Here is a 24,055-nt window from a genome sequence, read left to right on the forward strand (position 1 = left end):
CGTTGACCTCAAGGTGGAAACGGGACTGACGGGATTCGAACCCGCAACTTCCGCCGTGACAGGGCGGTGCTCTAACCGGTTGAACTACAGTCCCTTGAGCGCTCTAAGAGCTCTCTCCGTCTGGGATTTCAAGGCCCCAGCCGTGTCGCGTTTGCGACCTCAAAAGTATCCGTTGTCGCCCTGCCCTCCGTCAACACACTCAGGGCCTGAGCCGGCCAACCTTGTGAACTGGCCCTGGTTTTGGGCACAAAAAAACCCGCCAAGGGCGGGCTTGAGATGGTGATGAGCGGAGCTCAGACGATCAGGGGCGGAAGCCGGCGGGTTCGATCAGGCGGACCTGATTGCCACGGGCGGTGAACTCACGGCCTTGGTCGCTCTGGACGACGACACGACCGCCGGATTTGACGCGGATCACCCGGGCACGAACCCAGCCGAGGGCGGCGGATTCCAGAACCTTGACCACATCACCGGGCTGTAGATCCAACTCCATGTCCGGAAACGAGAGACTGCAGGTAGGGGACATCGAACGCGCCGTGGAGGACTTGAACCCCCGACATCAGGTTTTGGAGACCTGCGTTCTACCAACTGAACTAACGGCGCAGGGCCGATGTCCCCTCTTCAAAGACTTCTGCTGAGCAGAGGTCTTCAGTGGCCACTCCTGGGAGAAGTGGCCGATGTGCTGGAGGCGGTGAGCCTCAGCGATCGAAGCGCTGCTTGACGCGAGTGGCTTTGCCCACCCGGTCGCGCAGATAGAAGAGCTTCGCCCGACGCACCTTACCGCGGCGCTCCACCTTGATGGAAGCCACTTGGGGGCTGTGGATCATGAAGACGCGCTCCACGCCGACGCCCTGGAAGATGCGGCGAACGGTGATGGTCTCGTTGAGGCCGCCGTGGCGCTTGGCGATGATCACGCCTTCGAAGGGCTGGATGCGCTCCTTGTTGCCCTCGGTGATGCGCACGCCGATCCGGACGGTGTCGCCGACGTAGATGTCGGGGAGCTCCTTGGGGTTCTTGGCGATCTGCTCGGCCTCAAAGGCCTGCATCAGGGCGTGGGCGCTGAGCTTGCCCACAGTGGCTTTTGCAGCAGCAGGCTTTTCGGCCACAGCTACGGCGGAGTCAGTTGCAGCCTCGGTGCCGGCGGCTTCCTGGGTCTCTTCGTTCTTGATCTCGTCGGTCATGTCCTTGGAATCCGCTGCCATCCCAGCTCCGTTAAAACGCCTGGCCAAACAACCAGTGTACTGGCTCAAGGTGCCCCCGAATTCCGGGGGCGCAGACGCCACAGCCGGCGGATTGCCAGGGTGGTGCCTGTGACCAGCATCCATAGCAGACCGAGCCCGTTGAGCAGCACGTAAATCGGCTCCGCGGTGGTGCCCAGCCATTCCCCTTCGTGCAGCACCATCAGCCAGTGCACCTGGTCCCGGCCGAAGCCTCCCCAATCCTTCAGAAGCCGATAGGCCATTCCGCTGCAGACGGTCAGCAGCAGCGGCAGCACCACCAGCGGAGCGATGGCGGCATGGAGGCGCCGCATCCAGGCCAGGGTTGCTTGCATGCGGCACAGTTCAGGGCTCAGGTTCTAACTTGCAGAGAGCAGGCCTGCACTGGCGCGATGAACCTCTTTGCTGATTTGCTGGCCGCCACCCAGAAAGAACAAGGTCAGGTGCCCCAGTCGGCGGTGACCCAGACCGGCCCCCGGATTCAGAAAAGTCGCCGCGGTGTCGAGGTCAAGAGCGCGCGTGAGATCGAGACGATGCGCCAGGCCAGCCGGATCGTGGCCACGGTCCTGCGGGAGATCATGGAGTTGGCCCAACCGGGCATGACCACAGGGGATTTGGACGCCCACGCGGAGAAGCGCATTCGCGAGATGGGTGCGACGCCCAGCTTCAAGGGCTACCACGGCTTTCCCGCCAGCATTTGCGCCTCGATCAACAACGAGGTGGTCCACGGCATCCCCAGCAACAAGCGGGTGATTAAGGCCGGTGACCTGGTCAAGGTCGACACCGGCGCCTACTTCGACGGCTACCACGGCGATAGCTGCATCAGCCTGTTGGTCGGTGAGGGTGCTTCCCAGGAGGCCCAGGACCTGGCGCGGGTGGCCCAGGAATCACTGATGAAGGGCCTGGCGACGGTCAAGGCGGGCAGCACCCTGCTGGATCTGGCCGGTGCGGTTCAGGACCACGTCGAGGCCAACGGTTTTGCGGTTGTGGAGGACTACACCGGCCATGGCGTGGGCCGCAACCTGCATGAGGAGCCCTCGGTTTTCAACTACCGCACCCGGGAGCTGCCGAACATGAAGCTGCGCCCGGGCATGACCCTCGCGGTGGAGCCGATCCTGAACGCCGGCAGCAAGGTTTGCCGCACCCTGAAGGACCGCTGGACCGTGGTGACCGTTGACGGCAGCCTCTCGGCCCAGTGGGAGCACACCATCGCGGTGACCAGCGACGGCTGCGAGATCCTGACCGACCGCGACTTTTAGGGCCGGCTGCTGACCAGCCGGAAGTAGGCCCAGCGACTGAGGGTCGCAAGGGGCATCAATAGATAAGTCAAGGGGTTTGGTGTGACGATCACCAACCCCAATCCCCAGTGGGTCTGCCGCAGGATTTCCCGGGCGACAAACGCCGCAGACATCAGCCCGATGGGATTGAGGGCGGAGCGAAATGGGCCGAGGACCAGCCGGCGGATTCGGAAGGTCTCAGTGGCCAGGTCCAGGCTCCGCAGGCTCAGCAGTTGGCCCTGCAGCCGTTTGCTGATCTCATAAAGCGGGCTAACCGCCGCTTGGATCTCGGCCTCGGAAGTGTTGATCCAGGCCTCCCGTTTTCGCGTGCCGTCGTCCTGCTGGGCGAAGAGCTCGAGCAACCTCCAGCTGCTGAGGGCATTGACCTCGAGCGATCGCACGATCGCTTCGGGGCTGCGCTCGCCATGGCAGTTCACGCCATGGTTGATCACCAAGATGTCGGCCCGCGCTAGCACGTCGCTCAGGGCCTGCTCCTGGCCCACGCTCCAGCGCACCTGTTCGAGGGGGATGGGGTCACCATTGGCCCGCTCAATGCGTAGCGGTCGATCGCTGCTGGTCAGGGCGATCAGCAGCGCTCCCTCCGCGTCGAGCTGCTGCAACAGGGCTTGGCCCAGGCTGCCGCTGGCTCCAGTGAGGGCAACGGTGCGTCCTTGAAAGCGCGGCAGTCCCATGCAGCGGTGGGCGATGGCCTCAGCTTGCGCCATCCTCGGTGCAGAGGACGGTGCTTGGCATGTCGGCGGGGCTGGTGGCCTTGTTCGCTCCCTATTGCCAGGGGAGCGCGCGCCCGGCGGAATTGGAGCGTGCCCTGGAGACCTTGGCCCGTGGCTCCTGCTCTGGGGTGCGTCAGCTCAAGCCCGCTGGGCAGCGGCCCTTTGAGCTGCGCTGGCGTGCGGGGGTGGCCCCTTCGGAGCCGGCGCAGTTGGAGTTGGTGGTGGAGGCGGACCCGACCCGTCCGTCGCCGGCACTGCCTGGGGCGAGCTACGCCTGTTCGGTGGCCACCTCTCAGCTGGTGCTCTGGCTGATGGATTGCAGGGAGCAGGACGGTTCGATGGATCTGCCTGAGAGCTTCTGGCAATGGTTGTTGCTTGGACTCGATCCGCCCCCCGGCACCCCTTAGATTCGATTGAACAACTGGGTTGACATGGGCCAGGGCAACGCGGCGAATCACGCTTGTTCCCCCGCCCTGCTGATCGGTTCCTGTGCGCCCTTCAGTGGCAAATCGGCGGTGGTGCTGGGCTTGGCCCGCCAGCTGCTGCAGCGTGGAGTGAGCGTTCGGCTGGGCAAACCCCTGGCCGATAGCGCTGAGGGCTCAGACCCGCTGATCGACGATGACGTGCGCTTCGTCGGCCAGATCCTGGGACTCAAGGATGACCAGCTGGTCCCTTCGGTTCATCTCAAGGACGCCGAAGCAGCTCGGGCGCGTCTGCTGGATGGCAACCTCCAGCCAGGGGCTGGATTCCAGCGGCTGCAGCAGCAACTGCAGTCTTCGAGCGAGGGGCTGACCTTGATGGAGGCCTCAGGAAGCCTCAACGATGGCCGTCTCTATGGACTGAGCCTGGCCCAGGTGGCCGAGGGCTTGCAGGCGCCAGTGCTGCTCGTCCACGCCTGGGACGACAGCAGCAGCGTTGAGCCCCTGCTCGCCGCGCGCGATCAACTGGGTGAGCTGCTGGCTGGGGTGGTGCTCAATGGAGTGCCCCCCGCCCAGGTGACGGCCCTGCGCGCTGATGTGGTCCCCGCCCTCGAGCGGCTTGGCCTGCCGGTGCTGGGGGTGATGCCCCGCTCGCCGCTGCTGCGCAGCGTCACCGTCGAGGAATTGGCTCGCCGCCTCGATGCCCGGACCCTGTGTTGCCCTGAGCGCCACGATCTTCTGGTCGAGACCCTGTCCATTGGTGCGATGAACGTGAACTCCGCCATGGAGTTCTTCCGTCGCCGCCGCAACATGGCTGTGGTCACGGGTGCGGACCGTACCGATATTCAATTGGCTGCGCTGGAGGCCTCGACCCAGTGCTTGATCCTCACGGGTGCGGGTGAACCGTTGCCCCAGTTGATCTCCAGGGCTGAAGAACTTGAGGTTCCCTTGCTGAAGGTCGACCACGACACCTTGACGACCGTTGGGGTGATCGAAAACGCCTTCGGTCAGGTCCGACTGCATGAATCGGTGAAGGCCACCTATGCCTTCCGCCTTGTGGAAGAGCATTGCGATTTTGAGCGGCTTTTCAGTCGCCTACGGCTGCCAGTCCCTGCGTAATCACTGCTAGTTTCGAAACGTCAGCTGGTGTTATGCGTTGACCCGGTCTCTTGATTTGCCGGCCCTCGACCGGATTGACACCCTGGCTCAAGAGCTGGCGATGCTCCAGGACCGGAGTAAGCGTCGCATTGCCATTCTCGGCAGCCGCCATGTGCCGGTGGTTTCGGTCCACCTGGTGGAGTTGGTGGCCCGCTCCCTGGCCCAGGAGGGGCACAGCTTGATTACTTCGGGCTCCCAGGGCGTGAATGCCGCTGTGATTCGCGGTGTCCTGGAGATCGACCCGTCACGGTTGACGGTGCTGCTGCCGCAAAGCCTGGATAGACAACCCCGGGAATCCCGCGAGCAGCTCGATCGGGTTCTGCACCTGGTCGAGAAACCTGAGAACGACGAACTGCCGTTGCCGATGGCCAGCAGCCTCTGCAACCAGGAGATCATTCGCCGCTGCGATCAGCTGATTTGCTTTGCCTTCCACGACAGCGAGACCCTGCTGGCCAGCTGCCGAACCGCAGAAGACATGGGCAAGGTGGTCAGCCTGATGTTCTTCGACTGACCCACCTGCTCAGTTAGCCGCGGCAATGACGGCCTGCAGTCCCTCCCAATAGAGAAGACCGGCGCAGGTCATGGCACCGGCCCAGCAGAGGGAGCGAACGGGCGGAAGGTTGGCGACGTAGGCGGCGATGTAGCCCAGCCGTAGGGCGGGATAGATCCAAGCGGCGGCGATGGCCACCGGCGAGCTGACGCCGGCCATCAGACAAATCAGCGCGGCGGGGGCGTAGAGGGTGAAGGCCTCAAAGCTGTTGAGGTGCGCCCAGTTGGCCCGCTTGCCCCAGTCCGGCAGCCGCTCGGCCATGGCCCGGGGGGCGGCCAGGTCGCTCAGTTGGAAGTCGGCCTTGGAGCGGGCCGCGCCGAGGGGCACCAGGCTGGAGACCACAACACCGGCGCTGAGGAAGAGCGACCAGGCAAAGGCGGGATGCATCGGGGCCAACGGGCTTGGGTTGCCTCCTTTTCTAGGCTGAGACTGGTTCACCCCGCGCGACCGCATGGCCTCCAGCTACTCCTTCGACGTCGTCTCCGATTTCGATTGGCAGGAATTGGTGAACACCCTGGACCAGGTGCGCCGCGACGTCTCGACCCGCTACGACCTCAAGGATTCGGGCACCGAAGTGGACCTGGAGGAGACCAGCCTGACGATCACGACCGCAAGCGATATGACGCTGCAGGCGGTTGAGGATGTGCTGCGTCAGAAGGCGACCAAGCGCAACCTCTCGCTCAAGATCTTCGACTTCCAAACCCCTGAGCCCGTCGGCGGCAACAAGGTCAAGCAGGTGGTCAAATTGCGCAAAGGGCTCAGTCAGGAGCTGGCGAAAAAGCTCAGCAAAACCATTCGCGACGAGCTCAAGAAAGTCACTGTCGCCATTCAGGGTGATGCCCTGCGGGTGACCGGCAAAAGCAAAGATGACCTTCAGGCGGTGATTCAGCTGCTGAAGGACCAGGACGTCGAAGTGCCCCTGCAGTTCCAGAACTACCGCTGAGTGCTGGTTAGCAAAGGAGTCGAATTTCTGGCCAGCGCTGCTTCATGGCCCGCAGTGGTTCCTGGAATCGTTCAAGCAGTGGTGTGACCTGAGGCCGTTCCGCGAACCCACGCTTGAGTACAAGCGCATCGCCGGACTCCAACGGCAGGCTGAGCGGCAGTTTGACCATGCTTCCTCCCAGCAGCTCCAGACTCATGGCGGTGGCATAGCCAATGGTCAGCTCTGTTTCGCTGCGACCCTCCCATTTCTTGAAGTCGTAGCGCTGCATCCGCATCGGAGAAGACCAGAGGCCAATGTTCTTAAGCGCCGCCTCCACTTGCGGATAGGCCCCTTCTGGCAGGGCCAGGCTGGGGTAAGCCGTGAGGTCCTCAAACGTCAACGCCCCCTGTCGCAGCAGTGGATGGCTGGGGGTCACCACGCAATGCACCGGCATGGCAGAAAGAGGCAGGCTGATGAACTCGGGGTCGTGAGCTGCCGGTGCGTCTGGCATGGGGCCCACCCATGCATCAACGATCCCCAGGCGCAGCAACTCCAGGTTGCGGGGTACGCCGACGATGTCGCAAAGCCCGACCATCCAGCCCGCTGGGGGCGGATCAGTGATCAGCGGCCGCCACCAGTAGGAGGCCTCGAGTCGGAGAGGGGCTAGCCCCTTCCAACGGGCCATTTGATGCACGCTGCGCTCGGCATTCAGCAAGAAGGCATCGCTTAAGAGATCCCATTCCCCATCGATTTTCTGGCTGCAGACCCCAAAGATGGTCTGCGCCTGTTTGGCGCGGCGCGAGACGCTCGATTGACTGAGGGCCAGCTTTTCGGCGGCTGCCTCTCCGGTCCTGAGCCAGAGCAGTCCGTCCAGTGCCGCCAAGGTTTCCAGATCGACCATGGGCGAGCGGCTAGCTAGGCGTTTTTAAAATTCTCGTGGATTGTGTTTCCCGTCAGCCCATGACCCGCTCAGGCTGGCGTTTTTGGATCGATCGGGGCGGAACCTTCACCGATGTGGTGGCCTGCAGGCCGGATGGGGAGCTGGAGGTCTTCAAGGTGCTCTCGGAGCAACCCGACCATCCGGGGGATCCGGCGGTTCGGGTCATTCGTCAGTGCCTGGGACTGGGGACGGAGCAGCCAGTCATTCCTCCGGGGCTCGTGGCCGAGGTGCGGCTGGGGACCACGGTGGCCACGAATGCCTTTTTGGAGCGAGGCGGTGCGCGCACCCTGTTGCTGATCAACCGGGGATTCGCTGATCTGCTGACGATTGGAGATCAGCATCGGCCTGATCTCTTCGCCTTGGCCATTCACCGTCCGCAGCCGTTGCAGGGCCGGGTGATTGAGGTTCAGGGCCGCTTAGCGGCTGATGGCCAGGAGCTTGAGCCCCTGCTGTTGGATCAGGAACTGCGGGCTGCCGTTCAGGCGGCGAAGGAGGACGGCTACAGCAGTGTTGCCGTGGCCCTGCTGCATAGCACCACCAATGGGAGCCATGAGCAGCAACTTGGCTCCTGGTTGGAGCCATTCGGCTTTGAGCAGATCGCGCTCTCCCATCAGGTCAGTCCCCTGCCGCGCCTGGTGCCGCGGGGGCAGACCACGGTGCTGGAGGCGTCTGTGGGTCCGGTGCTGCAGGGTTATCTGCAGCAGGTGCAAGAGGCCCTGGGCCGCCATGTGCCGCTGCGGGTGATGCAGTCCAGTGGTGTCTTGGCTGCCCCAGCAGCGCTGCGCGCCAAGGACACGATCCTGTCGGGGCCGGCCGGGGGGCTCGTCGGTGCGGTGCGCACGGCGGCGGAGGCGGGCTTTGGCCGCATCGTCGGTTTTGACATGGGCGGAACGTCGACGGACGTTTGCTACTGCGATGGGCACTGGCCCCGCTTGGAGCAGGTGGAGCTCGAGGGGCTGTCGATTCAGGCGCCGATGCTGGCGATTCACACCGTGGCCGCCGGCGGTGGATCGCGCCTCCAGTTCGATGGTGTGCGCCTGCGGGTCGGTCCCGAGTCGGCGGGGGCGGATCCCGGTCCGGCTTGCTATCGCCGCGGTGGGCCCCTGACCATCACCGACGCCAATCTGTTGCTCGGGCGGCTGCAGAGCGAGCAGTTCCCCGCGGTGTTCGGCCCCAAGGCTGATCAACCGTTGGATGGGAGTGTTGTGCGGTCGCAGTTCGACGCCCTTGGCGAGCGCTTGGGCTGCTCCGCCGAGGCGGCGGCCGAGGGGGCTCTGGACTTGGCCTTGGAGCGGATGGCCGAGGCGATTCGCCGCATCTCGATCCAGCAGGGCCATGACGTGCGTGAAGCCGTGCTCTGCTGCTTCGGTGGGGCTGGCGGCCAACACGCCTGTGCCCTGGCGGAGCGGCTGGGGATGCAGCAGGTGCTTCTGCATCCCTTCGCTGGTGTGCTGTCGGCCTACGGCATTGGCCTGGCGGATGAGGGGCAGGTGTGGGAAAAGTCCTGGGGGCGTCCGCTCTCAGCAGGCGGCTTGGCTGCACTGGAGGCGATCACGGCTGAACGGATCCGTGCCGTTCCCGCGTCTCCCCAGCTGCAGCGGACCCTTCAGTTGCGCTTGCCAGGCCGGGACCAGTGCCTAGCGGTGCCTTGGCCCCAGCCCTGCCCCGGACCTGAGCGGCTGCGGCAGCAGTTCATCGCCCAGTTCCAGCAGCGCTACGGCTACCTCCCCAGCGGCGACCGGCCCGAGATCGTCGTCGATCGCCTCAGCCTGGAGTTCAGCTGGCCCGGTGCCATGGCTCGCCCCCGCTCCAGCTATGCCGTCGCAGCCGAACCCCAAGGGCCCGGGAGCATCTCGGTCTTCCTGGATGGCGCCTGGAGGTCCGCCGCCCTCTGGCAGCGCGCCCAGATCGCCCCGGGTCAGTGCATTGAGGGTCCGGCCTTGATCTGCGAGGCCACAGGCACCAACCTGCTTCCCGCGTCCTGGCGTGCTCGCTGCCTGCCTGGGGGCGAATTGCTCTTGAGCCGTGAGGCTGCGGCTGGCCTGCAGCCCAGCAAGGCTCAGACCACTGATCCTGACCCGGTCAATTTGGAGTTATTCGGCCATCGCTTCATGGCGATTGCTGAGCAGATGGGCACCCGTCTGCAGCAGACCAGCGTCTCGGTGAACATCAAAGAGCGTCTGGATTTCTCCTGTGCCCTCTTTGACGGGCGGGGACGTCTGGTGGCCAATGCGCCGCACATCCCCGTTCACCTGGGCTCCATGGGGGAGAGCGTGTTGTCCCTGATGCGGGCCGTTCAGCAGGGGGAGCTCGAGCCCCTGCAGCCCGGGGATGCGGTCGTCTCCAACAACCCGTTCAATGGCGGCACCCATCTGCCGGACCTCACGCTGATCACGCCGCTGTTTTCCCCCTCAGGCGGTGACCAGCCTGTGGCCTTCGTCGCCTCCCGCGGCCACCACGCCGATGTGGGAGGGATCACGCCTGGATCCATGCCATCCAGTAGTCGTTCGATTGCGGAGGAGGGACTGCTGTTCGACAACGTCCCGCTGGTGCGGGGCGGCCGGCTGCTGGAGCAGGCCTGGCGGGAGCGGCTGGCCCAGGGGCCCTGGCCGGCTCGCAACCCCGATCAGCTGCTGGCGGATTTGCAGGCGCAACTGGCGGCCAATGACCTCGGGATTCAGCGTCTGTTGTCCTTGATGGATGCGGTGGGTGAAGCTCGGATGCTGTCCTACATGGGGCACGTCCAGGATCAGGCGGCCGCAGCTGTGCGTCAGGTCCTCAGTCGACTGTCCGATGGCGAGGCGCGGGTTCCGCTGGATGCCGGCCCTGAGATCGTCGTTCGCCTGTCGGTGGATCGACAGCAGCGCCGCGCTCGGATTGATTTCAGCGGGACCTCCGCTCAGATTGAGGGCAATCTCAACGCCCCCTTGGCGATCACCAAGGCTGTGGTGCTCTATGTCTTCCGCTGCCTAGTGCAGGAGCCGATTCCCCTCAATGCCGGCTGTTTTGATCCTTTGGAACTGGTGGTGCCGGAAGGCTGTCTGTTGAACCCCCGGCCCCCAGCCGCCGTGGTGGCGGGGAACGTTGAGACCTCCCAAGCGGTGGCCAATGCCCTGTTTGCCGCGGTGGGGGCGCTGGCGGCCTCCCAGGGGACGATGAATAACTTGAGCTTTGGCAATGCCCATTGCCAGTACTACGAGACGGTGTGCGGCGGAACCGGAGCTGGCGAGGGGTTTGCGGGTGCCGATGCGGTGCAGAGCCACATGACCAACTCCCGCCTGACGGATCCAGAGATCCTGGAGCAGCGCTTACCGGTGCGGCTTGAGCACTTTGCAATTCGTGCCGGCAGCGGGGGCATCGGCCGCTGGCCCGGTGGCCATGGCGTGGTGCGGACCCTGACGGCTTTAGAGCCCTTGACCGCCTCCCTGCTCAGCGGCAGTCGCCTGGTGCCCCCCTTCGGTCTGGCCGGTGGCGGCGCTGGGGCCTGCGGTCAAAACAGCCTGCGGCGGGCAGGCACTACGCAGCTGGAGCCCTTGCCGGGGTCTGCGCTGCTGGAGCTGCAACCCGGCGATCAACTCCAGATGGCGACCCCCGGTGGCGGCGGCTATGGAGCAATGAAGCCATGAGACGACACTCCCCCTTCGCCATGGGTTTGGCCTGCCTCGCCCTGGCCTTCCCCAACGCGGCCGGGGCGAACCTCTTGCAGGAGCGCAGTCAACGTTTCCATCCCGTTGAGTCCTCCGCCGGAGTCGTGGCAGCCCAGGAGGCCCAGGCCGCGGCGGTGGGTGCTGAGATCCTGCGCCGGGGCGGTAATGCCGTCGATGCGGCCGTCGCGACGTCCTTTGCCCTAGCGGTGACCCTGCCCCAGGCGGGCAATTTGGGCGGCGGCGGCTTCCTGTTGCTCTGGCTGCCCAAGCGGGGGCCGATTCGCACCTGTGCCGCGGTAGCCCGGGGACCGGAGCTTCCCCAGGCCATCAGCCTGGGCCGAGGCGAGGCCGTGGCCCTGAACTTCCGCGAGAAGGCTCCGCTGGCGGCCCGGGCGGATCTGTTCTTGAACCCCGACGGCACGGTGAATCGTCAGCGGGCCCTGCGCAGCCTCCTGAGCACGGGGGTCCCCGGCACGGTGGCTGGCTTGACCCAGGTGCAACGCCGCTATGGCTGCCTCTCCCTCGCCCAGGTGATGCAGCCGGCGATTGACCTGGCTGAACAGGGAGTTCTGGTGGGGCCGGAGTTGAGTGACTCCCTCCAGGCGGCGGCGCCGTTGCTGAAGGCTGATCCCACGAGCCGTTCCCAGTTCTTCAAGCCCGATGGGGCCCCCTACCTGAGCGGCGAGCGCCTGAAGCAACCGCTGCTGGCGCGCAGTCTGCGCTGCATTGCTGAGCAGGGCGCCCGTTGCTTCTACAGCGGTCCCTTGGCCGAGAACCTGGTCGCTTTGATGCAGGCCCAGGGCGGTCTGATCAGCCTGGAGGATCTCAAGCGCTATCAAGCCCCCTGGATGCGTCCGCTGCAGGGGGAACTCCGGGGCTATCCCGTGCTGACGATGCCCCCTCCCAGCGGGGGCGGGGCCACCCTGCTGCAACTGCTCAAGGTCTTGGAGCCGCTGCAGCTTCAGCGCAGCGGTCTGAACAGCGCCGCGACGATTCACCGGATGGTGGAGGCCATGAACCTGGCCTACCGGGACCGCAACCGACTCCTCGGCGATCCGGACCAGGTGGCGATGCCGCTGGGTCGTCTCCTCAGTGATCGCTATGCCGATGCCCAACGGCAACGGATTCGGCTCGATCGTCACCGCCCTGCCGCTGAGCTGGAAGCCGAGGTCCTGCCGGCCCAGGGCGGCACCAATACGACCCACCTCTCGGTGGTGGACCGCGATGGCGGGTTGGTGAGCACCACCACCACCTTGAACACGGCCTACGGCAATGGCATCAGCGTTCCTGGCGCCGGGTTCCTGCTCAATAACGAGATGGACGACTTCACGGCCAAGCCCGGAGCGCCCAATGCCTACGGCCTGCGCCAGGGCAGCCAGAACGCCATCGCCCCAGAACGCCGTCCCCTCAGCTCAATGACCCCGACCCTGGTGTTCCACGCCGATGGCAGGCCCCTCTTGGCCACGGGCAGCCCCGGCGGAAGCCGGATCATCACCACAGTTCTGCAGGTGCTGCTCAACCGGTTGGTGCATGGCCTTAACCTGGCCTCAGCGGTGGCAGAGACCCGGATCCACAGCCAACTCTGGCCTGATCAAATCAGCACGGAGCAGGGGTTGAGTCCCGACACCTGGAGGCTGCTGGAGCAGCGGGGCCATGAACTCCAGCTGCGCCCAGCGATGGGGTCAGCGAACTCCGCGGAAGTCCGCTACGACGCCGAGAGACTCCTTGGCAGTTGGGGTGTGGCTGACCCCCGTCGACCGGATGCGGCGGCGGCGGCTGAGCACCCCTAGACGCGCAGCATCGACGGCAGCCAGTTCACCAAGGGCGGGAAGCAGACGATCAGCAGCAAGACCGCGAGTTGAACGCCGATGAAGGGCCAGGCACCGCGGTAGATCGACTGGGTGCTGACCTCGTCTGGAGCCACCCCGCGGAGGAAGAACAGGGCAAAGCCGAAGGGGGGCGAGAGGAACGAGGTCTGCAGGTTCGCGCCGATCAGCACCCCAAACCAGAGCAGGGCCTCAGGTCCCAGCAACTGACGCGCGCTGGGCAGCAGCAAGGGCAAGACGATGAACGCGATCTCAAAAAAGTCGATGAAGAAGCCCAGGGCAAAGATCACGGCCATGCTCACCAGCAAAAAGCCCGCCTTGCCCCCCGGCAGGTTGAGCAGCAGATCGCTGATCAGCTGATCGCCGCCCACGCCGCGGAAGACCAGGCTGAAGGCTGTGGATCCCAACAGAATTGCCATCACCATCGCGGTGGTGCGCAGGGTGTCGTCGCAGACCTGACTGAGGCCGCGGCGATTCAGTCCCCCCTCCAGTGCCGCCAGGGCCATGGCTCCGATCGCCCCAATCGCTCCAGCTTCGGTGGGGGTGGCCAGGCCAAAAAAGATGCTGCCCAGCACCAGCAGGATCAAGCCCAGGGGCGGCAGCAGCACCTTCAACAGTGCCCCGCCGCTGGGCTGGCTGGAGCCGGCCTCGGCGGTGAGGGCTGGTGTCAGTTCCGGCTTCAGGCTGCTGATGACCAGGACGTAGAGCGCGAAGCCCGCGGTCATCAGTACCCCGGGGATCAGCGCCCCCAGAAACAGGTCGCCAACGGAGACCCCCAACTGGTCGCCAAGTACCACCAGCACGATGCTCGGCGGAATGATCTGGCCCAGGGTGCCGGAGGCGGCAATGACTCCCGTTGCCAGGGAGCGGTCGTAGCCCGCCCGCAGCATCACCGGCAGGGAGATCAGTCCCATTGTGGTGACCGTGGCGGCGACGACACCGGTGGTTGCGGCGAGGAGCGCCCCCACCAGCACAACCGCCAGGGCCAGGCCGCCGCGGACTCCCCGCAGCAGTTGGCCCATGGCCACAAGCAATCGTTCGGCGATGCCCGAGCGCTCGAGCATGGCCCCCATGAACACGAAGGCCGGAATCGCCAGCAACGTGAAGTTGCTCATGATCCCGAAGATCCGCTGGGGCAGCGCCGTCAAGAACTGCGGTTCAATCACCCCAACGGCCATCCCCAACAGGGCGAACAGCACCGAGATGCCGCCCAGGCCGAAGGCCACCGGGTAGCCGCTCAGTAACGCCAGCACCAGGGCGATGAACATCGCGGGCCCCAGGACCTCGCCGGGGAAAAAGGTGATGACGTAGCCGAAGGCCTCCAGTTCCATCAGCGCTCACGCCTCAGGCGCAGCGCCTGGGCCAGGCCCTGCAGCGCCAACAAGCCAAAGCCCAGGGGGATCAAGCTTTTGATCCAGTAGCGCGGCAGGCCGTTGGGATCCGGCGACTGCTCCCAGATCTGCCAGGACTGCAGGGCGGGCAGTAGCGAGACCAGCAGCACCATGACCGCGAAGGGCAGCAGCAGCAGCAACGTCCCGCCGAGTTCAATCCGCCGTTGTTTGCGGGCGGACCAGCGGCTGTGGAGCACATCCACGCGGACATGGCCATTGCGCTGGAGCGTGTAGCCCAGCCCCAGCAGGAAGGCGATGGAAAACAGGGCCCACTGGGCCTCGATCAGGGCGTTGGAGCTCAGGCTCAGTCCCAGGGCCAGGCCGAGGTGGCGCCCGACCACATTCCAGGCTCCGACCACCAACATCAGCAGGATGGCCCAGCGACCAATCCAGGCGGCAGCCTGGTTCAGTCGATCGATCTGATCAGGCCAGTCCAAGCGCGCCATCAGCGGGGTTGGCCGTAGCTGAAGCTGGCGTAGGAGAGCTGATTCACCCGGTTCCAGGCCCAGATCTGCTCACGGAAGGTCTGCCAGCCGGCGTAGAGGGTTTTGAAATCCTGGTTCGTTCTCGCCGTGTCGGCGTAAAGCTGGTCGCTGGCTTCGCGGGCGGCCGTCAGGATCGCTTCGTCGTAGGCACGCAATTGGGTTCCGCCTGTGATCAGGCGCTGCAGGGCCTGACCGTTGAGGCTGTCGTAGCGGCTCAGCATCGAGAGGTTCGCTTCGTAGCAGGCCGTGCTGAACATCGCCTGATAGTCCGCCGGAAGGGCGCGCCAGGCGCTCTGGTTCACCAGGGCCGCGAGGGTCGGACCTGGTTCCCACCAGCCTGGGTAGTAGTAGAAGCGGGCCGCCCGGGGGAGGCCGAGCTTCTCGTCGTCGTAGGGGCCGGTCCACTCCGCCGCATCGATGGCGCCACGATCAAGGGCCAGGTAGATCTCGCCGCCGGGTAGGACCTGAACGTTCACCCCGAGGGCGGCCATGACCTTGCCCCCCAGGCCGGGGATGCGCATCTTCAGGCCCCTCAGGGACTGCAGTCCCTCCAGTTCCCGTTTGAACCAGCCGCCCATTTGGGCTCCGGTATTCCCCGCCGGGAAGCTGATCACACCGAAATCGGCGTAGAGGCGATTGATGGCCTCATTGCCGCCACCCTCATAGAGCCAGGCGTTCTGCTGCTGCGCCGTCAGGCCAAAGGGCACGGAGGTGCCGAAGGCCAGCGCGGGGTTCTTGCCGACGTAGTAATAGCTGGAGGTGTGGCCGCATTCGACGGAGCCGTTTTGCACGGCGTCGAGCACTTCCAGGCCCGGCACTAGTTCCCCGGCGGCATAGGGCTCGATCTGGAAGCTGCCCTCGCTCAGTTCCGCGACCCGGCGGCTGATGGTCTGGGCGCCGCCAAAAATCGTGTCCAGGGAGTGGGGCCAGCTGGTGGCCATGCGCCAGCGCACCTGGGGCCGTGCGACCCCGGAGGCATCACCGACTTTGCGGATGCGGCAGGCACCCAGTAAGGAGGCTGCTCCCGCGGAGCCCGCCGCTGTGGCCGCAGCCCGCAGCAGGCCCCGCCGCTGCATCGTCAGGCCACCATGGAGAAGCACTCGCGGAAGGCCGCGATGGTGGTGTCGATGTCTTCGTCGGAGTGGGCCAAGGAGGTGAAGCCCGCCTCAAAGGCGCTGGGGGCCAGGTAGATGCCGCGCTCGAGCATGGCGCGGTGCACCTTGCCGAACCGCTCCGCATCGGCGGCTTTGGCCTCTTCGAAGTTGCGCACCGGACCCTCGCAGAGGAAGAAGCCGAACATGGCGCTCACCGAACCACCGGTGATGGGCAGACCCGCGCTGCGGGCGCCATCCATGATTCCGGCGATCAGGCGGCTGGTCATCGCTTCAAGGCGCTCGTAGCTGCCGGGTTGCTTCAGCAACTCCAGGGTCTTGATGCCAGCGGTCATGGCCAGGGGGTTTCCGCTGAGGGTGCCGGCCTGATACATCGGGCCGGCGGGGGCCACCATGCTCATGATGTCGGCGCGGCCGCCGTAGGCACCCACGGGCAGTCCGCCGCCAATGACCTTGCCCATGGTGGTCAGGTCAGGGGTGACGCCGAACTTGGCCTGGGCACCGCCGTAGCTGATGCGGAAGCCGGTCATCACTTCATCGAAGACCAGCAGGGCGCCGTTCTCCTTGGTCAGCTCACGAATGCCCTCGAGGAAGCCGGGCTCGGGGGTGATGAAGCCCGCGTTGCCGACAATCGGCTCGAGGATCACACCGGCGATCTCACCGGGGTTCTCAGCAAAGAGTTGCTTGACCGCTTCCAGGTCGTTGTAGGGAGCGGTGAGGGTGCTGGCGGCGGTGGTGCGCGGCACGCCAGGGGAATCGGGCAGGCCCAGGGTGGCCACACCGGAGCCGGCCTTCACCAGGAACATGTCCGCATGGCCGTGGTAGCAGCCTTCGAACTTGATGATTTTTTCGCGGCCGGTGAAGGCGCGCATCAGGCGCAGCACCGACATGCAGGCCTCGGTGCCGCTGTTGACGAAGCGCACCATCTCCACGGAGGGGACGGCATCGATCACCATCTCGGCCAGCTGGTTCTCGAGGGCGCAGGGGGCGCCGAAGCTCGTGCCTTTCTCCAGGGCGTCGTGCAGCGCGCTGATCACCTCAGGGTGGGCATGGCCGCAGATGGCAGGACCCCAGCTGCCGATGTAGTCGATGTAGCGGTTGCCATCGACGTCCCAGGCGTAGGCCCCTTTGACGCGGTCAAAGACGATCGGCTGGCCGCCTACCGAACGGAAGGCGCGCACGGGTGAACTGACGCCGCCGGGCATCAGCTTCTGGGCGGCACTGAAGAGTTCCTGGGAACGGGTGGTGTTGTGCACAGGTGCCGAGACAGGAGCCGAGGTCAAAACGGAATCCGCAGACTGGATTGGGGCTCGAGACCCCAAATGGGCCTTAAGCGTCGCCCATCCTTACGCAATCACCGCCCAAGCGGTCGAGACCGTGCCAGCTCGTTAAGGTCGTTGGGCATCCCCACAATCGCTGTGAATCCAGACTGGGGCTTGGTTGAGCGCCGATTGAAGGCCCTGCTGCCGGCGCGCTCGGTGGTGGCCAAGCGTCAGGAGTTGCTGGCCTACGACTGCGATGGTTTGACGCTGCATCGCCATCAACCGCCCTTGGTGGTTTTGCCGGAGACCACCGCTGAGGTGGCGGCGGTGGTGCGCCTTTGCAACGAGCTTCAGGTTCCATTCATCGCCCGAGGCAGCGGCACGGGCCTCTCGGGCGGAGCCTTGGCGGAGCAGCCCGCGCTGGTCATCGCCACCAGCCGCATGCGCCGGGTGATCGCCATTGATCTCCCCAATGAGCGCATCACCGTGGAGCCCGGGGTGATCAACAGCTGGGTGACGAGGGCGGTCGCCGGTGATGGCTTCTATTACGCCCCCGACCCCTCCAGCCAGGTGGCCTGCAGCATCGGCGGGAACGTGGCGGAGAACTCCGGCGGGGTGCACTGCCTGAAGTACGGCGTGACGAGCAACCACGTCCTGTCGATGGAGGTGGTCCTCCCCGATGGCAGCGTGACGACCCTGGGTTCGGGCATGGCGGAGACCCCCGAGCTGGACCTGCGTGGGGTGTTCATCGGTAGTGAGGGAACCCTGGGGATTGCGACGGCCATCACCCTGCGCCTGTTGCGGCAACCGGCCTGCGTGGCGGTGCTGTTGGCGGACTTCGCCTCGATGGAGGCGGCGGGCGAGGCCGTGCGTCTGGTGACCGCCGCTGGGGTCCTGCCGGCGGGCATGGAAATCATGGATCGCCGCTGCATCCATGCGGTCAATGACTTCTTCGGCGTGGATGAGTACCCCCGCGAGGCCGCAGCTGTTCTGTTGGTGGAACTCGACGGGCACCCCCTGGAGGTGCAGGAGTCGGTGCAGATGGCCGCGGAGCTCTGCCGGGAGGCAGGAGCCGGTGGGGTCCGTGAGGCCTGGAGTCAGGAAGAGCGCGATCGCCTTTGGAAGGGCCGCAAGAGTGCGATTTCAGCCCTGGGCCGCCAATTCCCCAACTACTACTTGCAGGACGGGGTGGTGCCGCGGACTGCCCTGCCGCGGGTCTTGGCGGCGATTGAACGATTAAGTGAGGAGCACGGTCTGGCGGTGGCCAACGTCTTCCACGCCGGTGATGGCAACCTCCACCCCTTGATCCTGTATCGCGCCGATGAGCCCGGCGTGAACGAGCGGGTCACGGCCTTGGGGGCAGCCATCTTGAAGCTCTGCCTCGATGCTGGCGGCAGCATCAGTGGTGAACACGGGGTGGGCAGCGACAAGCGCTGCTACATGGACTGGATGTTCAGTCCCGATGACCTCGAGACGATGCAACTGGTACGGCGGGCCTTTGATCCAGACGGCCTGGCCAACCCCGGCAAGATCTTCCCCACCCCGAAGAGCTGCGGAGAATCGGCCCGTCGCTGGATGGAGCTAAAGGAGGAGGGCCAGCGCCTACCCGAGGGGGTCGAGCTCTACTAGGGCCAGCTGTCCTCGTCTTCGTCCTCTTCCGGCGGCCAGGCCAGGTTCACCACCACCGGGGCATGGTCACTGGGTTGGACATTGCCGCGGGGCTGTTTGTCGATGACGCAGCCGGTGGCGCAGCCCAGGAGCTCCTCTGAGAGATAGATGTGGTCGATGCGCCAGCCCAGGTCCCGGTCCCAGGCCCCGCTGCGGTAGTCCCACCAGCTCCAGTGCCCACTGCCCGGTTCAAAGACACGAAAGACATCCGTGAGGCGATCGGCGAGGGCGGCGCGCAGGGCTGTGCGCTCTGGATCGCTGGCCATGATCGTGCCGCTGAGGCGTTGCGGGTCCGGTAGATCCCGGTCCTCCAGACCGATGTTGAAGTCCCCCACCATGCAGAGCGGATCCCCCTGCTCCTCCTGCACCGCCAGGTAGCGCTGCAGGCAGGCCAGCCACTCAAGCTTGTAAGGGTATTTCTCGCTCTTGAGGGAGCTGCCATTGGGGACGTAGAGGTTCAGGATCCTCACCCCATCGACCAGTCCGCTGATCACCCGTTTTTGTTCGCTGAGCGGCCCCGCGTCCGGGAGCAGGGCGTCGAAGCCCACCTGGACGTCCTCCATCGGCTCTCGGCTGATCAGGGCGACGCCGTTGTAGGCCTTCTGTCCGCTGATGGCGCAGTGGTAGCCGATCTGCTCAAAGGCCTGCAGCGGGAACAGGTCGTCGCTGACCTTGGTCTCCTGCAGGCAGAGCACATCCGGTTCATGGGTCTGCAGCCAGGCCAACACTTGATCCAGGCGGGTCCGCACGGAATTGACGTTCCAGCTGGCGATGCGCATCGATGGGAGGTGGCTTGGGGCTGCTCCTAGCATTCCCGCCAAGCTGTTCGATCGAAGTGCCATGTACCGGGGACTCACCGCGGCCTTGATCGCGGCCGCCGCAGTGCTGCCCCTCGCGGCTCGCGCCCAGTCCGGCAACACGAACCTCGCTCCCGAGCCGAGCGTTTTTGATCAGGGCCCCGGTGGCACCAGTCGGAAGGGCGGGTCGCTGCTGGACAGCACGAATCCGATCGACCTGATGAACAAGCTGCGGCGCAGCTCGGCGATGGATGACGCCACCGACCCCGGCGACGCCATTGACGCGGCACTGCGTCAGCTCGACAGCCAGCCTGCTCCCCCTAGCTCTGGGGCTTCTTCTCCGCTGGTGACGGCTCCTTAGCGCTCTTTTTGTTCTCCCTGAGGCTGTCGAGTCCCCAGCTGGCGGCGACACGATCCAGGCGTGGGTCTTTCTTTTCCGGTTGCCTGGCCTGGGCGTCCGCCAGGGCCTGACCAGCTCCCGCGAGGTCGCCTTGGTCTTGTTTCAGCAAGGCAATGGCAAGAAGAGGTCTGGGGTCTCGCGGGAAATCTTTGGCGAGCTGTCCATAGAGGGCTAATGCGTCCGCGCTCTTTCCTTGCCGCTGGCGCAGATCACCCAGCAGCAGGCCAAGCCCCAGCTTTTGTGGCTGGGGGGTGGGTTTACTGCTGGCCTCCAGCAGGGTCTTGAGCTGGGCCTCGGCTTCGGCGCCGCGCCCCTGCTCCAGTTGGATCAGGGTGAGCAGTTGCAGCGCTTCAATCCGATCGGGCTTGAGGTTGAGGATCTGGCGTAACTCCCGCTCAGCCCCGGGGCGGTCGTTGTTGTCGCGGCGGAGCTCCGCCAGCAGCAGACGCAGCTGCCAGTTCTGAGGCTGCTGATCGGCCAGGCGCTCCAGCACGAGGCTGGCCTCCTGGGATTGACCTTGCTGAATCAACAGATCGATGAGCCGCTGCTGATCCGCGTTGCTGGCGGATCCGTCGCCGAGGCGGGCTTGCAGCAGGGCAATTTGGCGCTCATTGCTGCCCTCGGGGCTGCCCTGGGCTTTGAGGGCTTGGTGCTGACCCAGCAGCCAGCCGCCGGTGAGTGACACCGTCACCAGCCCCGATGCCACCAGGGCGATGAGCACGCCATCGCGCTGGTTGGTGCGGCCGCGTGCCGGCATCGAGGAACCTGCAAGTGGGCCTCAGTCTGGGCCCTTTTTGCAAGCTCGGTACATTGTCCAGCGGGCGATGGATTTCACGAGCGCCCAGAGGGTTTCAGCCACGATGCGTCAACACCCCATTTCCCCGGTCACAGAACCGATGCAGTACCGCGCCATCGGCGTGGTGCGGGGGACTTACGTGCCGGCTGATGCAGATCAGCTCACCCGTGGAGTGATCCAGACCGAGGACGGCTCAGAGATTGATGCCGTTGTCCTTGGCCGCGTGCTGACGCTGATGCGTCGTCACTTGGACCTGAGCAAGCCCCACCTCTGGGTGGCCTATCCCCGTTTCCGCGATCCTGATCAGCTCCATCTCCAGCTGGTGGGGGTCTGGGAACCCAGCACCCTCTCCCCCGAGGAGAGTGCCGATGAGGGGGATGACCTGCCCGAAGGCGATGGTTATTTCTCGGTGCGCGGCGAGTTGATCTACACCCGTCCAGAGGACGGTGATCTGGTCGTCAAGATTCGCCAGCAGCCCAGGCCTGACGGTCGCCGCCCAACCCCATTCAAGCTCCAGCTGAAGGGCCAGGTGGATCCTGCCCATCTGCGCCACTTCGTTTCATTGGATCTGCGCCGCGAGGGTCAAACCCTGCAGGTTGAGAACCACGAAGTCATTGCTCCTGTGCCCCAACGGGCCGGCCGCGGTCGCGGCGGTCCCCGCGGTGCTCGCCGCTAGGTGCGTCTGGCCAGCTCCGATCAGGGATCAACGGCGGCCTTGCGGGCCGGCGTTGCCGTGGCGGGGATCAGTGTTGTCTCCGTTGTGGGCCCTGTGCTGGGCCTCTCCCCCTGGCTGATTGCCGGAGCGGCCGGTGGGGCACTGACGGCCCTGACGCTGGATGCGGCCCGCTTCGGTGGCCTCGGCGGACATCTGCTGGCGGAGGCCTTGCCCTTTGGTTTGGGTCGCGCCCGGCTGCGGCGCATTGCTGTGCATGAGGCTGGGCACCTGCTGCTGGCCGCAGAGAACCAGTTGCCGGTGAAGCAGGTTCTGGTGGGCAGCCGCGCCTGTTTGCGCCATGGTTTGCGCGTGAACGGCAGCACCGAATTGGAACCTCCTGCCCAGGTGAAGATGCCGCTGGAGGATCTGCGGCGTTGGAGCCGGGTGCTTCTGGCCGGGATGGTGGCCGAGGTTGTCGAGTACGGCGGCTCCCGCGGCGGCGCCGATGACCGGGCTCTGCTGGGACGGCTCTGGGGTCTCTCTGGCCACGATGTGATGACGGCGCAAAACGAGCAGCGTCGTGCCCGCCGCGAGGTGCAGCAGTGGCTGGAGCAGCACCGTGAGCAGCTTCAGGCCAGTGCGGAGCAGCTTCTGCAGGAGGCCTGATGGGATCCCTGGCGGTGGTGGATTGCCCGACGGGATTGGCCGGGAACATGCTCCTGGCGGCCCTGTTCGACTGCGGACTGCCTGAGGAGGTCGTCCACCAACCCCTGGCGGCCTTGGGTTTGGCTGGGCTCTATCGCCTGCAGCTGGAGGAGCGCCGCAGCGCAGGACTGCGTGGCTTGCATCTGGAGGTGGAGCTGATGGAGCGGCAGCCCCCCCATCGCCACTGGGCGAGCCTCAAAGAGCAGATTCAGGCAGCCGATTGGCCGCAGGCACTCCGTGAGTCGGTGTTGAGGGCCTTTGGGGTGCTGGCGGAGGCGGAAGGCGCGGTCCATGGCCACCCGCCCGAGCAGGTGCATTTCCATGAGGTGGGGGCTCTGGATGCCCTGGTGGATGTGGTCGGCGTCTGCGCTGGCTTGCAGCACTTCGGGGTTGAGCGCCTGATCTGCAGTCCTCCACCCGCTGGCCATGGCCAGGTCAAGAGTGCCCACGGCCTGCTGCCGGTGCCGGTGCCCGCGGTGCTGGAGCTGGCCACGCGCCATGGGGTTCCGCTCGCCACGAGTGCGGGCTTTCCTCCAGCGGAATTGACGACGCCGACGGGATTGGCCCTGATGGTGGCTTGGGCAGAGTGCTTCGCGCCGGCGCCGTCCCTGCGTCCGAGCCGGCTGGGGATCGGGCTGGGCACACGCGAGTTGGATCGCCCGAATCAGTTGCGCCTGCTCCTGGCTGAGGCGGATGTCCCCGCTAGCAGCGCTCCCGAGTTGCAGACCGTTGTGCAGCAGCAGGCCCAGATCGACGATGCCACCCCGGAGGATGTGGCCTTCCTCCAGGAGGCCCTGCGGGAGGCCGGGGCGTTGGAGGTCTTTGCCCAGCCGGTCGTGATGAAGAAGGGACGCGCGGGCAGCTTGATCACAGCATTGGCCTGGCCGGAGCAGGCGGAGGCCCTGCGGGCGATCTGGTGGCGCTATGGCAGCAGCCTGGGGGTGCGTGAGCAGCAGCAGCAGCGCTGGGCCCTGCCTCGGCAGATCGAGCAGCGGCAGACGCCCTGGGGGCCCGTGCGCTTCAAGCGCTCCATCCGACCCGATGGCAGCGTGCTCTGCAAGCCGGAACTGGAGGACTTGATTCCCTTGGCGCAGCAGCGGCAGCTGCCCCTGGATCAGCTGCGTGCAGAGCTGCTCCGCTGGTTGGAGGAGCAGCCGTGATCCAGCGGCTGAGGGGGTTCTCTCTGCCTGGGGGTGCCCGGCTTTGGGTGAGTGCAGCGAGCTTTGCTTTTGTTCTGACGGCTGTGGTCTCCCACGGCAGCCAGCTCTTGCAGCTCAGCCTGGATCGTCAGTCCTGGCTCTGGCTTGCCTTGGGCCTCGGGCTGAGTGCCTTGAGCCTGGTGGTCAATGGCTTGGCGTGGGGAGTGGTGCTGCGCTGGTTCGGTGCGGCACCGCGCTGGACGCCTGTGCTGCTGCTCTTCCTCGAGTCGAATCTGCGCAAGTACCTGCCCGGTGGGGTGTGGCACCTGGTCACGCGGGTTCGGGCCCTGCGCGCTGGTGGACCGTGTCGCCAACCCCTGAGTGGTCGGCAGGCTCTGGGGACCGTCCTGCTGGATCCGCTTTTGATGGCGGCGGCGGCCTTGGCCCTGGTGGCCCTGGGGGGAGGGCTGGGTCTGTTGGGCCTGCTGCCTTTGCTGGCCTTGGTACCGCGTTGGTTGAACCCTCTGCTGGAGGGTCTGGAGCGCCGCCGCGCCCAAGCCCTGGAGGTTGATCCCGCCGGCCTGAACCCAGGGAGCCTGCGCTTGCCGGGCTATCCCTGGCTGCCCCTGCTGGCGGAGTTGGTCTTTGTTCTCTGCCGCTTTGGAGGCTTCGCCTGCTGCGTTCAAGCCTTTGACCTCAACGTTCAACTGAGCTGGTGGGGCTGGTTGTCCGGGTTCGCCCTGGCCTGGACGGCTGGGCTGGTGGTGCCTGCTGCCCCTGGGGGGCTGGGGGTGTTTGAGGCGGTGTTGGTGCTGCGCCTGGCGGTGTCGGTCCCCGAGGCCCCCCTGCTGGCGGTGGCCCTGAGCTACAGGCTCGTGGTGTCCCTGGCGGATTGTCTGATGGCCGCCGCTGCCCGCCGGGACCTGGCGGCACTTCGCAACAGTGGGTATTGTTGAGAAGT

General features: G+C 65.7%; 25 protein-coding genes and 2 tRNA genes. 13 read left to right on the top strand and 14 right to left on the bottom strand.

The window, feature by feature from the left end; all coding sequences use genetic code 11:
- Positions 1–20: 20 nt before the first annotated feature.
- The 5 genes from LY254_RS11920 to LY254_RS11940 form a co-directional block, all read right to left on the bottom strand.
- Positions 21–94 (bottom strand) — tRNA-Asp (locus LY254_RS11920).
- Between the two features lie 207 nt (positions 95–301).
- Complete coding sequence (locus LY254_RS11925; protein ID WP_006043540.1) at positions 302–490, bottom strand: hyperconserved protein Hcp; 189 nt, start codon at positions 488–490, stop codon at positions 302–304.
- 37 nt (positions 491–527) lie between these two features.
- Positions 528–600 (bottom strand) — tRNA-Trp (locus tag LY254_RS11930).
- 95 nt (positions 601–695) lie between these two features.
- Complete coding sequence (rplS, locus tag LY254_RS11935; protein ID WP_010315765.1) at positions 696–1,199, bottom strand: 50S ribosomal protein L19; 504 nt, start codon at positions 1,197–1,199, stop codon at positions 696–698.
- Positions 1,200–1,243: 44 nt separating this feature from the next.
- A complete protein-coding gene (locus LY254_RS11940; protein WP_010315768.1) occupies positions 1,244–1,549 on the bottom strand; it encodes a hypothetical protein in 306 nt (101 codons plus the stop codon).
- Positions 1,550–1,606: 57 nt separating this feature from the next.
- Between LY254_RS11940 and map the strand changes: the two genes are divergently transcribed.
- Positions 1,607–2,473, top strand: a complete 867-nt coding sequence (map, locus tag LY254_RS11945) for a type I methionyl aminopeptidase (protein WP_010315770.1) — start codon at positions 1,607–1,609, stop codon at positions 2,471–2,473.
- On the opposite strand, the gene LY254_RS11950 is transcribed toward map, so the two are convergent.
- The gene (locus tag LY254_RS11950) at positions 2,470–3,216 is read right to left on the bottom strand and encodes an NAD-dependent epimerase/dehydratase family protein (protein WP_247477396.1); all 747 of its coding nucleotides are present in this window, start codon (positions 3,214–3,216) and stop codon (positions 2,470–2,472) included. The two genes, map and LY254_RS11950, sit on opposite strands and share 4 nt — an antisense overlap.
- A gap of 41 nt (positions 3,217–3,257) precedes the next feature.
- Here LY254_RS11950 and ebsA point away from each other — a divergent pair, with 41 nt between their 5' ends.
- The 3 genes from ebsA to LY254_RS11965 are packed head-to-tail and all read left to right on the top strand — an operon-like array spanning position 3,258 to position 5,310.
- The gene (gene ebsA / locus LY254_RS11955; protein ID WP_247477397.1) at positions 3,258–3,629 is read left to right on the top strand and encodes a type IV pilus biogenesis protein EbsA; all 372 of its coding nucleotides are present in this window, start codon (positions 3,258–3,260) and stop codon (positions 3,627–3,629) included.
- A gap of 24 nt (positions 3,630–3,653) precedes the next feature.
- On the top strand, positions 3,654–4,760 hold the full coding sequence (locus LY254_RS11960) for a phosphotransacetylase family protein (protein ID WP_247477398.1): 1,107 nt from the start codon (positions 3,654–3,656) through the stop codon (positions 4,758–4,760).
- A gap of 37 nt (positions 4,761–4,797) precedes the next feature.
- Complete coding sequence (locus tag LY254_RS11965; RefSeq protein WP_010315776.1) at positions 4,798–5,310, top strand: hypothetical protein; 513 nt, start codon at positions 4,798–4,800, stop codon at positions 5,308–5,310.
- 9 nt (positions 5,311–5,319) lie between these two features.
- Here LY254_RS11965 and LY254_RS11970 read toward each other — a convergent pair whose 3' ends face one another.
- A complete protein-coding gene (locus LY254_RS11970; protein WP_247477399.1) occupies positions 5,320–5,736 on the bottom strand; it encodes an MAPEG family protein in 417 nt (138 codons plus the stop codon).
- 64 nt (positions 5,737–5,800) lie between these two features.
- On the opposite strand from LY254_RS11970, the gene LY254_RS11975 reads away from it, so the two are divergent.
- Positions 5,801–6,292 carry a YajQ family cyclic di-GMP-binding protein gene (locus LY254_RS11975; protein ID WP_010315780.1) on the top strand — a complete coding sequence of 164 codons (492 nt, stop codon included), beginning with the start codon at positions 5,801–5,803 and terminating at the stop codon, positions 6,290–6,292.
- A 7-nt stretch (positions 6,293–6,299) separates the two neighbouring features.
- Here LY254_RS11975 and LY254_RS11980 read toward each other — a convergent pair whose 3' ends face one another.
- The gene (locus tag LY254_RS11980) at positions 6,300–7,172 is read right to left on the bottom strand and encodes a LysR family transcriptional regulator (protein ID WP_247477400.1); all 873 of its coding nucleotides are present in this window, start codon (positions 7,170–7,172) and stop codon (positions 6,300–6,302) included.
- A gap of 59 nt (positions 7,173–7,231) precedes the next feature.
- Between LY254_RS11980 and LY254_RS11985 the strand changes: the two genes are divergently transcribed.
- Both LY254_RS11985 and ggt read left to right on the top strand, forming a co-directional pair.
- Positions 7,232–10,837 (top strand): hydantoinase B/oxoprolinase family protein, encoded by a 3,606-nt coding sequence (locus LY254_RS11985; protein WP_247477409.1) that lies wholly within the window; start codon positions 7,232–7,234, stop codon positions 10,835–10,837.
- Positions 10,834–12,648, top strand: a complete 1,815-nt coding sequence (gene ggt, locus LY254_RS11990) for a gamma-glutamyltransferase (protein ID WP_371820468.1) — start codon at positions 10,834–10,836, stop codon at positions 12,646–12,648. Before LY254_RS11985 ends, ggt begins: the two co-directional genes overlap by 4 nt.
- Here ggt and LY254_RS11995 read toward each other — a convergent pair.
- Genes LY254_RS11995 through hemL form a run of 4 tightly spaced genes read right to left on the bottom strand, consistent with a single transcriptional unit; the run spans position 12,645 to position 16,877 of the window.
- Entirely contained in the window at positions 12,645–14,015 is a 1,371-nt protein-coding gene (locus LY254_RS11995; RefSeq protein WP_247477411.1) for a TRAP transporter large permease subunit, read from the bottom strand. The genes ggt and LY254_RS11995 overlap by 4 nt on opposite strands.
- Positions 14,015–14,521 (bottom strand): TRAP transporter small permease subunit, encoded by a 507-nt coding sequence (locus tag LY254_RS12000; RefSeq protein WP_247477413.1) that lies wholly within the window; start codon positions 14,519–14,521, stop codon positions 14,015–14,017. Before LY254_RS12000 ends, LY254_RS11995 begins: the two co-directional genes overlap by 1 nt.
- On the bottom strand, positions 14,521–15,636 hold the full coding sequence (locus tag LY254_RS12005; RefSeq protein WP_247477415.1) for a TRAP transporter substrate-binding protein: 1,116 nt from the start codon (positions 15,634–15,636) through the stop codon (positions 14,521–14,523). Before LY254_RS12005 ends, LY254_RS12000 begins: the two co-directional genes overlap by 1 nt.
- Before the next feature lie 2 nt (positions 15,637–15,638).
- Positions 15,639–16,877, bottom strand: a complete 1,239-nt coding sequence (gene hemL / locus LY254_RS12010; RefSeq protein ID WP_247479913.1) for a glutamate-1-semialdehyde 2,1-aminomutase — start codon at positions 16,875–16,877, stop codon at positions 15,639–15,641.
- 231 nt (positions 16,878–17,108) lie between these two features.
- Between hemL and LY254_RS12015 the strand changes: the two genes are divergently transcribed.
- Complete coding sequence (locus LY254_RS12015; protein ID WP_371820469.1) at positions 17,109–18,563, top strand: FAD-linked oxidase C-terminal domain-containing protein; 1,455 nt, start codon at positions 17,109–17,111, stop codon at positions 18,561–18,563.
- On the opposite strand, the gene xth is transcribed toward LY254_RS12015, so the two are convergent.
- Positions 18,560–19,381 (bottom strand): exodeoxyribonuclease III, encoded by an 822-nt coding sequence (gene xth / locus LY254_RS12020; protein ID WP_247477418.1) that lies wholly within the window; start codon positions 19,379–19,381, stop codon positions 18,560–18,562. The genes LY254_RS12015 and xth overlap by 4 nt on opposite strands.
- Between xth and LY254_RS12025 the strand changes: the two genes are divergently transcribed.
- Positions 19,374–19,760, top strand: a complete 387-nt coding sequence (locus LY254_RS12025) for a hypothetical protein (RefSeq protein ID WP_247477420.1) — start codon at positions 19,374–19,376, stop codon at positions 19,758–19,760. The two genes, xth and LY254_RS12025, sit on opposite strands and share 8 nt — an antisense overlap.
- Here the strand turns inward: LY254_RS12025 and LY254_RS12030 are convergent.
- A complete protein-coding gene (locus LY254_RS12030) occupies positions 19,720–20,556 on the bottom strand; it encodes a tetratricopeptide repeat protein (RefSeq protein WP_247477422.1) in 837 nt (278 codons plus the stop codon). The two genes, LY254_RS12025 and LY254_RS12030, sit on opposite strands and share 41 nt — an antisense overlap.
- A 67-nt stretch (positions 20,557–20,623) precedes the next feature.
- On the opposite strand from LY254_RS12030, the gene LY254_RS12035 reads away from it, so the two are divergent.
- Genes LY254_RS12035 through LY254_RS12050 form a run of 4 tightly spaced genes read left to right on the top strand, consistent with a single transcriptional unit; the run spans position 20,624 to position 24,050 of the window.
- On the top strand, positions 20,624–21,271 hold the full coding sequence (locus LY254_RS12035) for a hypothetical protein (RefSeq protein WP_010315801.1): 648 nt from the start codon (positions 20,624–20,626) through the stop codon (positions 21,269–21,271).
- A 6-nt stretch (positions 21,272–21,277) separates the two neighbouring features.
- The gene (locus LY254_RS12040) at positions 21,278–21,916 is read left to right on the top strand and encodes a hypothetical protein (RefSeq protein ID WP_247479915.1); all 639 of its coding nucleotides are present in this window, start codon (positions 21,278–21,280) and stop codon (positions 21,914–21,916) included.
- Positions 21,916–23,115: a nickel pincer cofactor biosynthesis protein LarC gene (larC, locus tag LY254_RS12045; protein WP_247477423.1), complete on the top strand. Its 1,200-nt coding sequence runs from the start codon at positions 21,916–21,918 to the stop codon at positions 23,113–23,115. Before LY254_RS12040 ends, larC begins: the two co-directional genes overlap by 1 nt.
- Positions 23,112–24,050, top strand: a complete 939-nt coding sequence (locus LY254_RS12050) for a lysylphosphatidylglycerol synthase domain-containing protein (protein WP_247477425.1) — start codon at positions 23,112–23,114, stop codon at positions 24,048–24,050. Before larC ends, LY254_RS12050 begins: the two co-directional genes overlap by 4 nt.
- The last annotated feature ends 5 nt before the right edge of the window (positions 24,051–24,055 follow it).

The sequence above is a fragment of the Synechococcus sp. NB0720_010 genome, from assembly GCF_023078835.1.
GTDB lineage: Bacteria > Cyanobacteriota > Cyanobacteriia > PCC-6307 > Cyanobiaceae > Vulcanococcus.